At 43.6% G+C, this 13,956-nt stretch carries 11 protein-coding genes and 2 pseudogenes; 11 read left to right on the top strand and 2 right to left on the bottom strand.

Going from position 1 to position 13,956, the window contains the following annotated elements; all coding sequences use genetic code 11:
• The 4 genes and pseudogenes from IM509_RS24200 to IM509_RS18515 all read left to right on the top strand — a co-directional run.
• Nucleotides 1-126 (top strand): annotated as a pseudogene (locus IM509_RS24200) (RNA-guided endonuclease TnpB family protein); the annotation flags it as partial.
• Between the two features lie 30 nt (nucleotides 127-156).
• Nucleotides 157-825 carry a lipoyl(octanoyl) transferase LipB gene (gene lipB / locus IM509_RS18525; protein ID WP_052276715.1) on the top strand — a complete coding sequence of 223 codons (669 nt, stop codon included), beginning with the start codon at nucleotides 157-159 and terminating at the stop codon, nucleotides 823-825.
• Nucleotide 826: 1 nt separating this feature from the next.
• A complete protein-coding gene (locus IM509_RS18520) occupies nucleotides 827-2,089 on the top strand; it encodes a pentapeptide repeat-containing protein (RefSeq protein ID WP_052276714.1) in 1,263 nt (420 codons plus the stop codon).
• Nucleotides 2,090-2,156: 67 nt separating this feature from the next.
• Nucleotides 2,157-2,387: a hypothetical protein gene (locus tag IM509_RS18515; protein ID WP_052278455.1), complete on the top strand. Its 231-nt coding sequence runs from the start codon at nucleotides 2,157-2,159 to the stop codon at nucleotides 2,385-2,387.
• On the opposite strand, the gene IM509_RS18510 is transcribed toward IM509_RS18515, so the two are convergent.
• Nucleotides 2,376-3,572, bottom strand: coding sequence for a homocysteine biosynthesis protein (locus tag IM509_RS18510; protein WP_052276713.1), 1,197 nt, complete (start codon nucleotides 3,570-3,572; stop codon nucleotides 2,376-2,378). The genes IM509_RS18515 and IM509_RS18510 overlap by 12 nt on opposite strands.
• A gap of 203 nt (nucleotides 3,573-3,775) precedes the next feature.
• Here IM509_RS18510 and IM509_RS18505 point away from each other — a divergent pair, with 203 nt between their 5' ends.
• The 4 genes from IM509_RS18505 to IM509_RS18490 all read left to right on the top strand — a co-directional run bounded on the left by IM509_RS18505 (nucleotide 3,776) and on the right by IM509_RS18490 (nucleotide 9,354).
• The gene (locus IM509_RS18505; RefSeq protein ID WP_159251428.1) at nucleotides 3,776-4,702 is read left to right on the top strand and encodes a class I SAM-dependent methyltransferase; all 927 of its coding nucleotides are present in this window, start codon (nucleotides 3,776-3,778) and stop codon (nucleotides 4,700-4,702) included.
• A gap of 14 nt (nucleotides 4,703-4,716) precedes the next feature.
• Nucleotides 4,717-5,370 (top strand): HupE/UreJ family protein, encoded by a 654-nt coding sequence (locus tag IM509_RS18500; protein WP_185237459.1) that lies wholly within the window; start codon nucleotides 4,717-4,719, stop codon nucleotides 5,368-5,370.
• A 322-nt stretch (nucleotides 5,371-5,692) separates the two neighbouring features.
• Entirely contained in the window at nucleotides 5,693-6,307 is a 615-nt protein-coding gene (locus tag IM509_RS18495; RefSeq protein ID WP_185237458.1) for a Uma2 family endonuclease, read from the top strand.
• 296 nt (nucleotides 6,308-6,603) lie between these two features.
• Nucleotides 6,604-9,354, top strand: coding sequence for a glycerol-3-phosphate acyltransferase (locus tag IM509_RS18490; RefSeq protein WP_185237457.1), 2,751 nt, complete (start codon nucleotides 6,604-6,606; stop codon nucleotides 9,352-9,354).
• Nucleotides 9,355-10,103: 749 nt separating this feature from the next.
• Here IM509_RS18490 and IM509_RS18485 read toward each other — a convergent pair.
• Nucleotides 10,104-12,260 (bottom strand): putative PEP-binding protein, encoded by a 2,157-nt coding sequence (locus IM509_RS18485; RefSeq protein ID WP_185237456.1) that lies wholly within the window; start codon nucleotides 12,258-12,260, stop codon nucleotides 10,104-10,106.
• Between the two features lie 268 nt (nucleotides 12,261-12,528).
• Here IM509_RS18485 and IM509_RS18480 point away from each other — a divergent pair, with 268 nt between their 5' ends.
• The 3 genes and pseudogenes from IM509_RS18480 to IM509_RS24195 form a co-directional block, all read left to right on the top strand.
• On the top strand, nucleotides 12,529-13,224 hold the full coding sequence (locus tag IM509_RS18480; protein WP_002737332.1) for a response regulator transcription factor: 696 nt from the start codon (nucleotides 12,529-12,531) through the stop codon (nucleotides 13,222-13,224).
• A 172-nt stretch (nucleotides 13,225-13,396) separates the two neighbouring features.
• On the top strand, nucleotides 13,397-13,609 hold the full coding sequence (locus IM509_RS18475; RefSeq protein WP_002757840.1) for a hypothetical protein: 213 nt from the start codon (nucleotides 13,397-13,399) through the stop codon (nucleotides 13,607-13,609).
• Nucleotides 13,610-13,629: 20 nt separating this feature from the next.
• Nucleotides 13,630-13,815, top strand: a pseudogene (locus tag IM509_RS24195) (transcriptional regulator); the annotation flags it as partial.
• Nucleotides 13,816-13,956 lie beyond the last annotated feature (141 nt).

Here is a 13,956-nt window from a genome sequence, read left to right as displayed (position 1 = left end):
AAGGGATTAAGTAGCGTGGGGCGCACGCAAACTTTAAACGCTTCGGGAGAGATTCCCTCTTGGTTGGTTGGAGAAATCCTGCTTGCTAACGGAGACTCAATGAACGAAGAATCCCCGTCTTTTTAGAGCGGGGAGCGTCAACAATCACATCTCTCGATGAATACTCAAAAAATGCCTCGTCTCTGTGGGCTAAAAATTCAGGCAATTACTCCCTATTCTCGCGCTTGGTCGCAACAGCGAGCGCTGGTGGAGGCAAGAATCGCTAATCCCGACTTGCCCGATATGCTGCTCCTACTGGAACATCCCCCCGTTTACACCCTCGGTACCGGTTCAGATATTAAGTTTATTAAATTTAATCTTGACAAAACCGACAAAGAAGTGCATCGAATCGAGCGAGGAGGCGAAGTCACCTATCACTGTCCGGGGCAGTTAGTGGGCTATCCGATCCTCAATTTGCGCTATTATCAGCAGGATTTACACTGGTATTTGCGACAATTGGAAGAAGTCATTCTGCAAACTATCGCTATTTATGGATTGTCGGGGGAAAGAATCGCGGGCCTGACGGGGGTATGGGTAGAAGGGTATAAAATAGCTGCGATCGGTATTAAAGTTAGTCGTTGGATTACCTATCATGGTTTTGCCCTCAATGTTTGTCCCGATTTAAGCGGGTTTGCCGAGATTATTCCCTGTGGCATTGCTAATAAACCCGTGGGCAGTTTACAGCAGTTTCTGCCTAATATTAGTCTTATGCAAGTACAGCAAGATTTATCGAGAGTTTTCGCCTCAGTTTTCGGTGTGGAATTATTTTCTCTTGACAAGGATTAATATGAGCGATCGCAAAGACCCAGAAAAACTCGGTGCGGAAAATAGGGAAGATAACCCCGAAAATAACGGTAAAGCCAGTTTATCAGCCCCCGATGCTTCCGAATACGTCTCCTCCTTATCTTCCCGTAATCCTGTGCGTCAGCGCATCCTAGTATTAAAAGATCTTCGACCGGGTAACGCGGGGTTATTACTGGCCCCCCTGATGGTGATGACCATCGGCCTCGTCTTTAGCTGGGACTGGTTAGGCTTTTCTGGGGCGATAGTAGCGATATTGATATCCTTACAGGTGATTTTACCCTCTATTCGCCAGTGGATCGCCCATTATCTCACTCCCTCTGAACGTCAGACGGTTTTCGCTTTTATCGTTTTTATTGCTGCTCTGGCCGGATTAGGGAAATATTTAGGAGTTTACGAGCGCATATTGCGATGGTTAGACAGTTTTAAATACGATGAGTTCGGTTCTTGGGCCGAGTGGGTGGGGGCCTTGGGACAGATTATGATCGCCGTGTTAGCCGTCTATGTGGCCTGGGAACAGTACGTTATTTCTAAGGATTTAACCATACAACAAAATCGCATTACCCAACAACAGACGATCGATTCCTATTTTCAGGGGATTTCTGATCTAGCCTTGGATGAGGAGGGATTTTTAGAAGATTGGCCCCAGGAAAGAGCGATCGCAGAAGGTCGCACCGCTTCCATCCTCAGCAGTGTCGATGCCGCCGGGAAAGCGAAAATACTGCGTTTTTTGAGTCAATCGCGGCTATTATCACCGATTAAACGCGATCGTTATCTAGGCCGACCGATTCTAGACGGGGAAGGGGGTTATGCGGAGGATCGAGAGTTTGGCACAAGAGTAGTACAATTGGGGGTAATGTTAGCGGGGGCCGACATTTCTGGGCAGGATCTGCGCTGGACCGATTTAAGCGAAGCGAATATGGTGCGGGCCGATTTAAGTTATAGCGATTTGGTGAAAGCAAATGTATCGCGGACAATTCTCTACGAAGCTAATTTAAGAGGGGCAGATATCAAAGGGATGCGTTTATTTTATGGTTCCCTAGAAAATGCTACCCCCCGCAGTCGTACCGTTCCCCCCAATTATGACAGCGGAGAACACACGGGAGCAGTGGTAGAAAATGTCAATTTTACTGGGGTGAAAAACATGAGCGAGGAACAACGTCACTATTGTTGTCGTTGGTGTGGGGAAAAGTCCCGCGCAACCATTCCGGGGGGATGTGCTGATATTGCCAATCTTTTGGGCCGTTAACGGAGGCGGTCGGCGGTCGGCAGTGTTATAATTAGTGGTATTCATGGCCAATAATTCCCACAAATTTATGAATCAAAAAGTCGTTATTCTTGCCACTGCCTCCGCTAGTTTATTAGTCCTAGCAGTTACCACTAACTCCGTACAAGCTGCCCCAGAGTCCTTTCATCCTAGTTTCAATACCAAGAACTTAGGTGACATGATGATCGGCAAGACAACCGGGGAAGAAAATCCGATTTTTCGTCATCTTAATTGTGGTTGTGCCACCTGTACCCAATCCCTTAACTCCTCACTCAATTGATAATTTTCCGCCCCAACGATCCTGGGGGATAAAAGTCCGCTCTAGATTAATTTTTGCCACGGGTTCTGTGAGGGTAAATTCTCCCGATTCGATTAGTGCTTTTAATTCTAAAGCGGCTTCCCGGGACAGGGAAATACTGGCCAAAGGAGCCACCCTAACACTTTTTCCCTCAATCATAATCCGACCGCTTTTTAGTTTAGCGTAGGTGATTAAACCAAAGGTAGGACGGACTCGCCGGGGAATGGAAAAATCCACCACTGGAGCGACAATTTCCTCATCTTTTACCGCACAATGTCGAACAATTTCCTCGCTTAAAACCGGAATCGGTACTGCTACTCCTAACATTAAAGAAGCCCCATAATTTTTGAAATAACAACCCCGCACCCAGCGAGCATTCATTTGTTTAGCATCCCCAATTAAGGCTAAGGTAGAAGCAGGACCAATAGGAGTTCGATTTTGTAGGCGTTTTTGCAGGGGAAAATGTTGGGTTCCTTCCCAGGCAATATAACCGATTCCTCCTCCTAAAAAAATGCGCGTACCGATGCCTATAGCCTCTAAATCGGGGTCATTTAACAGGGGAGAAATTGCGCCGGGGTTAGAATATACTGCATTACCTAATCGCGGCTGTAGTGGTCCCAAATAAGTATATAAAGTCCGCTCTCCCCCATTGACTCCGACGATAAAATTCTGGTAGAGATTGCGAGGATTAAAAAGATAAAATTGATTGATGGTATCCTTAGAAATAATCGTTTCAAAAGAAGTGCGAGGATAACAATCGGTAGCCTGGCCGACAGCGCGCAATTGAATCGATTTTCCGGCGATTAAATCCTCAATAATATGTCCGCCACCCCTTTCGGGATTTTCTGCCTCTAAATTCTCATTTTTGGCCGCTAGATCACTAATAGCACTGGCTCCTAAATATAAATCCACCGCCCCAAAACCGGCATAAGCAGGAATCCCATCTAACCAACATTGACGAATTTTTATCGGCGGATCCGTCTGACCTAAATTAATAATTGCCCCGGAAGATTCCATCGGTTCAAAGGTTCCCGTACAAACCACATCTACTTGGGAAAAAACCTCCTTAATTCCCATCTCGTTCACGCGGCTTTTTAATTCCTCTACTGTCCAGACTACAGCCGTTTTTTTAGCAATTTTGTCGTTGATTTCAGCGATTGTTCTCATAATAAAAATTGAACCGATGGGGGGTTAGGGAGCTTTTTGCTGTGGTCAGTAAACAGTTATCAGATGTGAGTTGTCAGTGAGTGGTATTAACTGAGCAGTATTAAATGGCGGTGACAGTGCTGTTTTTTCACTGATTACTGATTACTGATCACTGATCACTGTTATAAGATGAGAAAGGGAAAATTTACGATCGAAGCTTTTCTATGACAGTTACACCCGTTCCGGCCTCCTTTAATCCTGTTTCTGGTCTAGTTAACCGTATTCTCGGCATAAAACCGCTTTTTGACATCGCTCGCTATCAGGCCCGCAATATGATGATTAAAAGAGCCGAAAAACTAGGTGTACCTTGGCGAGAAACCGTCAAACAATGGCAACAAAGGGATTGGAGTCGGGAACTGCAAGCGGTAGAAAATCCCGATCTCGTCTATCCCGAATACTACGTTTGTTCTTTCCACGCTTACGAAAAGGGCAATTTAGACTGGTTGCCAGCTTTTGAGGTAGAATCTGCCGCCTATGCTGTTCATTCTACCATCTGGCCCGGGGCGGGGATTGACGGCGATCCGCGATTGCGGCGGGAATATCACCGGATATTGAAGGAGCAAATCAAGGCAGAAATTAACGATATTGTCGATTTAGGCTGTAGTGTCGGCATGAGTAGCTTCGCACTGCAAGATACTTATCCGCAAGCGCGGGTAACTGGGTTAGATCTCTCTCCCTACTATTTAGCCGTTGCCCAATACCAAGCTCAACAAAAACAAAAGACGATTCAATGGCAACACGCGGCTGCGGAAAAAACTCAATTACCCAGTCAGTCCTACGATCTGGTATCTTCGTTTTTAATGTTCCACGAACTACCCCAACAGGCTACTAGAGAAATTTTCGCCGAAGCGCGTCGTTTATTGCGATCGGGGGGTTATTTGACGCTGATGGATATGAATCCGCGCTCGGAAATTTATCGAAAAATGCCCCCTTATGTCCTCACCTTACTCAAGAGTACCGAACCCTATCTCGATCAATATTTTACTCTCGATATCGAACAGGCATTAGTTGAAGCGGGGTTTCAAGCACCGATCATTACCCCCACCAGTCCCCGACACCGGGCGATTGTTGCGCGGGTTTCCGAATCATAATTTTGAGGTAATCAATGAAGATAATTTTTCGTCAAAGTTGGACAAAGATATTAACTATTGTCCCTCTCTTCCTGTTAATTTTTGCCAGCAAAACCCTCGCCCATCATGCCATGGCAGGGCAAACTCCTGATAATTTTTGGAACGGATTTTTATCGGGTTTAGCTCACCCGGTTATCGGTTTAGATCATTTAGCTTTTGTGGTGGCTAGTGGTTTAATTGCTGTGGGGATGGAACAGGGTTTATTAATTCCGATCGCTTTTGCGATTGCCACTTTAATCGGGACAGGGATTCATTTACAGGGAATAAGTTTACTTTTTCCTGAAGGAATTATTGCCCTTTCTGTGGTGATTTTTGGCGTGATTTTAACTCTGAAAAAAGGGTTACAAAATCATTCTAATCTTCATACGATCGCTCTGGCAACTTTGGCAATGATCGCGGGAATTTTCCACGGTTATGCCTACGGAGAATCAATTATCGGGGCGCGAGTTGCCGCTTTAGTTGCCTATTTAATTGGTTTTACCGTGATGCAATTAGCGATCGCATCTGGTGCTTTTTTCCTTGGCAGTGTCATCAAGGAAAAATTAGCCAAGCAAGCGACTCTAATTAGTAAGTTCATCGGATTGGCAATTATGGCGATCGGTACAACTTTTTTAGTGGGAATTAAGTAAATTAATCTCGGTGGGGCTAATTATTAATGGCTCTCTTGAGGTTATGGTGATCAGCAAATCCGATCGAAGAAAGGGCGTACATATACGCCCCCACCAATCAGAGCAGGTGCAATCTAGGGGCGCAGCATCGATAGTTTGATCGCAGATTGTTTGCAGATTGTCTAGAGAGTCTGTAGGGTGAGCATTGCTACTGTTTACTGTTCACTGTTCACAGCAGAAAACTCCCCACACCCCATACCCTGCCCCCACAAAAAACTTTTTGCCGCAAACCCTAAAATAGAGCCAAGGAAGTTAGTAGAGAGAGAATGCTATTTTGTCAGCTATGAGCCAAACCCTACCTAAAACTGTTAATTTCGAGGAATTCGTCCTTTGGCTGCCTGAAAATTCTGGAGTACGTTATGAGCTACACAATGGAAATATTATTGAAATGGCACAACCCGCAGGAGAACACGAGGAAATCAAAGGATTTTTAACTGTTAAACTCAGTGGAATAATTGATAGACTGGGGCTTCCTTATTTAATTCCTAACCAAGCGATTGTCAGACCTGCTGGTAAAAACTCTGGTTATTTTCCTGATGTATTAGTGCTAAATCGAACCAAGCTCGCTCAGGAAAAATTATGGAAAAAAGAATCAATCCTTAGTGAGGGTGCATCTATCCCTCTGATCATTGAAGTGGTATCGACTAACTGGCGTGATGATTACTACTTAAAATTTGCTGATTATGAAGAAATGGGTATTCCTGAATATTGGATTGTCGATTATGCAGCCTTGGGTGGGCGTAATTTTCTTGGCACTCCTAAACAACCGACCATCTCTGTTTGTCGCTTAGTTGAGGAAGAATATCAAATTCGGCAATTTCGAGACAGCGATCGCCTAATTTCCCAGACTTTCACGGAATTAAATCTCACTGTCAATCAGATTTTCTTAAGTCTGTAGGGTGTGCATCGTCCACCTTACTCTTTTCGCTTTTTTCTTCAGTTTGAGGGGGTGATTTTGCCGCTTAAAATCCGCAATTATTGCCTTTATTTGCTCCATTTGCTTGGTTTTTAAGCCATTAAGCTCAATTTATTCGATCGCTTTCGTGTTCATGTTCTCAAGGTCGTTACTAAGTAGTCATGCAAAATTAATTACCTGCCCGATCGAGCTAAAACCCTTACGGGGCAATGATCGTCATGTGTAAATAATTTTGCCTAGGTACTTAAGACAAGATCGTAAACTAAGACGCATTTTAAATGAGAGAAATTTGGGGTTCCCTATTTATTTTTTTAGTCTGTCCTATAATCGGGGGATTGCCTCTGATCGATTGGATAAATTATCTAGTAACTGGACGTAAATTATCCCAATTAGGTACTGGTAATATCGGTGTAACTGCCGCCTTTTACCATGGGGGTAAATTGGTGGGAATTTTGGCGGTAATTTCGGAAGCAGCCAAGGGAATTATCGTTATTTTCCTAACCCGTTTCTTTTTTTCCACCGGCTCCACTTGGGAATTATTAGCTTTAATTGCCTTAGTCGTGGGGCGCTATTGGTTAGGAAAAGGTGCAGGAACTACTAATGTTTTCTGGGGATTAATCGTTCACGATTTTGTCGCTGTTTTTCTCACCTCAATCATTAGTGGGATTAGCTTTACTATTTTTCGAGAAAAATCTACGGGTAGATTGGTAGGATTATTTTTATTAGCTTTAATTCTCACCTTGCGCCGTCCCCACGATTCAGGTTATATTATAACTGCCATTGCTTTAGCCTGTTTATTAGGGGCAATTTTTCAAAAAATAGCCGACGATTTAGACTTACCCGAAGCAAGTGTTAACAATGAATCAAAAACTATGTTTCGTTTTTTTCGTGGAGATCGATCGATCCAAACTCTTGATGACAATCTGGTTGCTTCAAAAGTGGGACAAAAAGCCGCCACTTTAGCCTATCTTAAGCGTGCCGGTTATCCCATTCCTAGGGGGTGGGTTTTACCACCGGGGGATGATCCACAACCGTTAATAGAATCTCTTAATCCTGATATTAATCATCCCTTAGTCGTGCGCTCTTCCGCTATTGGAGAAGATAGTGAAACTGCTTCATCTGCGGGACAATATACCACAATTCTTAACGTCATCGATCGAGAAAATTTAGCGGCGGCGATTTTAAGTTGCCAAACCTCCTATAATAGTCCTAATGCTGTTAATTATCGACTCGATCGAGGCCAAGAAAACACGGCCATGGCTGTGTTAATCCAAGAACAAATTCGAGGAGTTTTTTCGGGAGTTGCCTTCAGTCGTGATCCGATTAATCCTCTCAGTTTAGATGTAGTTATTGAAGCTTTACCCGGAGATGCCACCAGAGTTGTATCGGGAAGAATCACCCCCGAAAGTTATCGAGTTAATTTAGAAGAAAATATCATCATCGGAGAGGGAGATATTCCCCCAGCTATTATTCAACAGGTAGCTAATCTTTGTCGGCAATTAGAAACCCTTGATCATGGCATTCCCCAAGATATAGAATGGACTCATGACGGACACAAATTATGGTTATTACAGTGCCGTCCTATCACTAATTTACAGCCAATTTGGACAAGAAAAATCGCAGCTGAAGTTATCCCTGGAGTGATTCGTCCTTTGCCTTGGTCAATTAATCGTCCTTTAACCTGTGGAGTTTGGGGAGATATTTTCCAGTTAGTTTTAGACAAAAAAGCCCTCGATTTGAACTTCAATGAAACAGCGACTTTACACTATCAAAGAGCCTATTTTAATGCTTCTTTATTAGGAACCATTTTCCGTCGCATGGGATTACCTCCAGAAAGCTTAGAATTCCTGACCAAAGGGGCAAAGTTTACCAAACCACCTTTAGCGGCAACCTTGGCTAATTCCCCCGGTTTATTAAAACTTTTAGGACGGGAATTACAGTTAGAAAAAGACTTTAGCCAAGATAAAAAAAACTATTTTATCCCGACGCTCGAAAAAATTAACGCTACTTCCCTAGAAGCTTTATCTTCTGGGGAAATTTTAGAGCAAATTGAGGAGATTTTAACCGTCTTAAAAAAAGCTACCTATTATAGTATTCTTGCCCCCCTTAGCTTCGCTTTGCGTCGCAGTATTTCCCGAGTACCTTTTGAGAAATTGGATAACTCCCAAGCACCAGAAATAGCCTCAATGCGATCGCTATCTGAACTGAGAAAAAATACGATCGATCGAGATTTTGACTCAGCTTTTTCCCTCTGGTTAGAAACCTACGGTTATTTAAGCGAAGTGGGGACTGATATTTCCATACCGAGATGGCGAGAAAATCCCCCATATCTGCTACAACTACCCTTAGATATTCCGGGCAATAATAGCCATAAAAAAGTCAAATCTTCCCACAATGTCCAAAAAAGATTAAATATCAAAAACCAGGTAACTGAAATTTACTCCCGTCTTTTAGCTCACCTACGCTGGCATTTTCTCGCTTTGGAAACCCTCTGGTTACAGCAGCAAATATTATCGGAGACGGGAGATATATTTTATCTAAATTACTCAGAAGTTACCCAGTTGGGTCAGAATAATAAAATCGCCAATCTTAACCAGATTATCCGTCAGCGTCGTCAACAATTCCAAGAAAACTCTCAATTAACCGATATTCCCTATATCGTTTATGGACAACCACCGAAAAGAGAATTTTTAGTTTCAAATTTAACTGCAAAAAAACGCTTACAGGGAATTGCCGCTAGTGGGGGGACAGTGGAGGGACGAATCAAAATTATGCCAACCCTACAAAATCTAGAAATTGCCCCTAATACTATTCTCGTTATTCCCTATACTGACTCAGGATGGTCCCCTTTATTATCCCAGGCTGTGGGAATTATTGCCGAGGTGGGGGGACAATTATCCCATGGTGCTATCATTGCCAGAGAATACGGAATTCCCGCGGTTATGGATGTGCATAATGCCATGAAATTGTTAAAAGATGGTCAATTAATTCGTCTCGATGGCAGTCAAGGAATTATTGAAATTCTCTAGGCATTAGGGGACAGGGTGTGGGGTGTGGGGTGTAGGGTGTAGGGTGTAGGGTGTGGGGTGTGGGGAGAATAAATAAAATAATCTCCTGACTCCTGACTTGTGACTCCTGACTCCTGACTCGGAGACTCCTAACCCAATGGTAGATGTTGGATTTTTGCAGAAGTTCTATTTTCCGACAAAGATAAGCAAAAATTATTTATTGACTCCAATAACTTGAGAATATTTAAATTAACATTTCGCAATATTTACAAATTCTTAAGAATTAATTGAGAAAGATTTTTATTTAACAACGATGTTATGCCGGTTACAGCGATTTGATAGAATTTCATAATGGGGTATTTTATGCTTTTTTGGGCAGCAACGGTTGAAACCCTTGCCACACCTAGAAGGTAATCCCAATTAAGACAGGTAAATGAGTCAATTTCACCCACAACGATGATCTTTTTTTTGTGTAGTTTTATTGCAAAAAAAAAGTTTTTTTGACAAAAAGCACAAAGTATGGCTTATGAAGTGGGGAGTGGGGAAATGGGGAAATGGGGTAGTGAGGTGGTGGGGAAGTGGGGTAGTGGGGAAGTGGGGAAGTGGGGTAGTGGGGCATTTGGCTGAAATTTCCCTAAACCCCTAAATCCCTAAATCCCTATCTCCCGACGACCGGCTACCGACTCCTAACCCCCACGAGAAACTTTTTGCCGCAAACCCTACTTAACATCTTCCCCAACAGCCAACCCCTAACGCTCTTTTTGCCGAGGTTATCTGCCATTTTCCAATAAAAACCTTCTTTCTGCGCGAACAATTGCCTCTCTAGTGGCTAAAACTGCTTCTGTATCCACCGAAAGAGAAGTCACACCCCAAGCAATCAGATCATCGATAAGTTCAGGATACTGGACGATAGCCATGCCGCAAACGGAACAGGGAATCTGTAAAACTTTTGCTTGAGTGATAATTTGTTGTAAAGCTGCCCTGACTGCGGGATGACGGGCGTTAAAATATTCTGAGAAATGTTCTCGATCGCTACCTAAAAGTAATTGAGTTAAATCATTAGTACCAATAGCGATTAACTGTACGCCCGCTTGCACATAATCCCTCAATTGAAAGATTACCCCCGGTACTTCCACCATTATCCCCAATTGGAAAGAAGGGACTTGAGTGAGTAAAGCCGATTGTACCCGTTGCCGGCAGAAAATAAATTCCTCAACCCCGCGGACAAAGGGAAGCAGTAAATTAATATTGGTGGCGCTGGTGGTTTGTACCCGTCGTAAAGCTTGCAATTCCAGATCGAATAGAGTCGGATCTAATATATAACCATGGGTTCCCCGACTGTCTTGAGCCGAATGTTGAGCATCAAAAGAACGGTAAAATAAAGGCTTAGGCTGGATACTAAGGGCAAATTGTGCGATTAAATCACTTAATCTCTCGATCAATGCTTCTTGATGCTCTGGTGTTAACCATTCTTCTAGATTACGCTGAGAAAGTAACTCTAAAATCATCCATTCTGAGCGCAATAAACCGATCCCATCAATAGGCAGTTCTTGGATTCCGGCAATACTTTCAGTTTGACTGAGATTAACCATCAAACGGGTAGCAATTGCCGTCCCGTCGGTTTCTCTGGGGGGTGGTGGGGGTAAGGAAATCTGTTCCTGAGATGCTAGAGAAATAATTCCCCTCGTACCATCTACCAAAATTATCTCACCTGAGCGGATAATTTCCGTGGCATTTTTCACCCCGACAACGGCAGGAATGGCTAATTCCCGGGCTAAAATGGCTCCATGGCTAGTTAATCCCCCCTGTTCCGTGATCATTGCTCTAATTTGGCGTAAATGGGGCAGTTTTTTCGGAGGTAAATTAGTAGTAACCAGAATGCAATCCTGAAAAGTTGCCTCTGGGGAGTCGAAATTGCTGATCACTTTTGCCACTCCCGATACCAACCCCGGGGATGCCCCTAATCCTCTTAAGGGATAATGGCAGCTAGTAGCGGTGATTTCCTGACTGTGACAGTTAAGAATATAAATTTGACCATCCAGCATCATCAGCCATTCTATGCTGGTTAACGTCGGTTTTTCCGTCAGCAGAAATTGAACCAGTTGACAAAGGCGATCGAGGGCGAAATTATCTAAACAGTAGCTTTCCTGTAAACTGGGTGCTAATAATTGTGGCGCGAGCAGATTACTGTCACTATTGAGATAATAAGCGCGGGATTTATTGCCTAATTGCCGACTGCGTAATTGACCGGAGCGATCGATAATGTAGGTATCCGGTGCCACTTCTCCATTAACTAAACTGTGTCCTAACCCCCAAACTGCCTGAATTTTCCAGTTATCGTCATTAATCAACACATTTCCCGCACAATTGGCCGGTAATAACGGTTGTACCAGTAAAGATAATTGAATGTTTTCTAAACCAATTCCCATTTTTCGCCAATAAAATAGACTTCTGGCGGTGAATAACTCCGCCCAAGCTTGTTTTAGGGCATTTTCTAGATTATCTGCTTTAATTCCACTGATTGGGGCGGAAAATAAACCGAGCGTTCGCCGAGCCAGATTAGCTGGTAGGGAAAAGCGCCATACTAGGGTATCCATGGATAATTGTGCCACGGCCGCCTCTAGTTCTTCTAACCAGAGAGGAGGAATTTGCGCTTGTAAAACGGCGCGCCGACTCTCGCGCGCAACTAATTGCAGAGCTTTGGCGTTATCTACGTCTAAATAGAGGGAAGATTGGGGAAAATCCGTCAGAAACGAGTCACCATGGTCGATAGTTTCCAAAAATTCCGCAAAAATGCGGTTAAAAATGGCAAATCCCCTGATAATTGGGTATCCTCGCTGATGTAATTCACTGGCAATAAAAGCTTTTTCCCCCACCAGGGGGCGATCAGAAGCACTAATGCGATCAAGCCAGCAGAGAATGGTCACGGGATTTGTTAAGAATGGTGAAAGGATTGTAAAATCATTGTGTGATTTTTGTAACTTTTTAGTTCTATCTGCTAGTTTAACTCACCGTCACTATCTTGAGGATGATCTGGGGAGTGGGGTGTGGGGTGTCGGGTGTCGGGTGTGGGGTGTGGGAATCTCCTGACTCCTATCTCCTGACTACTGACTCCTATCTCCTGACTACTGACGACCGGCTCCTGATAGCTGATAAGATAGGATTCGGACAATATTCGATCGCTGCGAGAAATTGATGGACACACCTGCGAAAGTTTTGTTAGTGGATGACGAACCGGGGGTTCGTGAATCTGTGCAAGCATATCTACAGTACGGGGATGAATTCGAGGTAAGAACTGCTAGTAATGCTAACGAAGCCTGGGATTTACTCAATCAAGAAATTCCGGAATTAGTCATCTCCGATATTATGATGCCGCAGGTGGATGGCTATCAGTTTCTCAAGAAATTGCGCGAAGATGCTCGTTTTCAGACAATTCCCGTGGTTTTTCTCACTGCTAGGGGGATGACGAGCGATCGCATTCAGGGTTATAATGCCGGTTGTGATGCTTATTTATCCAAACCTTTCGATCCCGAAGAATTAGAAGCATTAATCAAGTCTTTAATCGAGCGCCGTCGTCAATCCTTGCAAGCCACCAGCGAAAACGCTAGATTAGAAGAAATTGCCCGAGATATCCGGGAATTAAAACAGCAGGTGGGACAACAGAACACTTTTACTACCACTCCCCCCCCGATTAAAGTTGATCTTACCCCCCGGGAACAAAGTGTTTTAGATTTAGTAGCGGAGGGATTGATGAATAAAGAAATTGCCAGTCGTCTAGAAACCAGCGTCAGAAACGTAGAAAAATACGTCAGTCGCTTGTTTAGCAAGACTGGTACTAATAGTCGCACGGAATTGGTACGTTTTGCCCTAAAACACGGTTTAACCAGTTAATAGCAGCTAAGGACAAAGTAGCGGACGGGAGTGTCAATAACTGACCATGACAAGCAACTGAATTACCGATGGAAAACGTTTCATCAGTTCATCGTATGGCTTCTGGCGTTGAAACAAATTTTGTTTTAGAGCTAACCTTTGAGCAAGAGCAGAATGGGAGGATATATCAACCATGTTAAGCACTGATCTAGAGATAAGACTAGCAACTTTAGAAGCTGAAGTAGCACTGCTTAAGCGTTTGCTACCTACTGTCAGCGAAACTCCCTGGTGGGAAAAAATTGTCGGCACTTTTGCTGACGATCCGGCTTACGAAGAGGCAATGCAGTTTGGTCAAGAGTACCGCCAGTCTCTAAAACCTTTAGCCGAGGAAGCATCCGAATCCTGAAATGTATCTCCTTGACACCGATGACCCTTACTTTTAATCCAGAAAAATACAAAGAATTACTAGCTCGCCATTTACCTAAAGTTATTAAAACAGAGGCAGAAAATGAAAAAGCTTTGGCTATTGTGGAAGAATTAATGCACCGTCAGCAGCGAACTCCCGAAGAAGATGAACTTTATGAGCTTCTAATTTTTTTAATTGGGAATTTTGGGCTCTTCGGTTTGTGTTATGCAATGGATGGGGGTTATAAGGGATGGAACCCTTATAGAGAAAGGCATTTAGCGATTTTTGTCAATTGTTTTTTATCTAGAGCGAACTAATCAATTAAGTCTCTTGCCAGATAAGGATTT

Origin of the sequence: Microcystis sp. M31BS1, from assembly GCF_020245285.1 — a bacterium.
GTDB lineage: Bacteria > Cyanobacteriota > Cyanobacteriia > Cyanobacteriales > Microcystaceae > Microcystis > Microcystis panniformis.
Note: the sequence above shows the minus strand (reverse complement) of the source record. Positions and strands in the feature narration are given on the sequence as shown.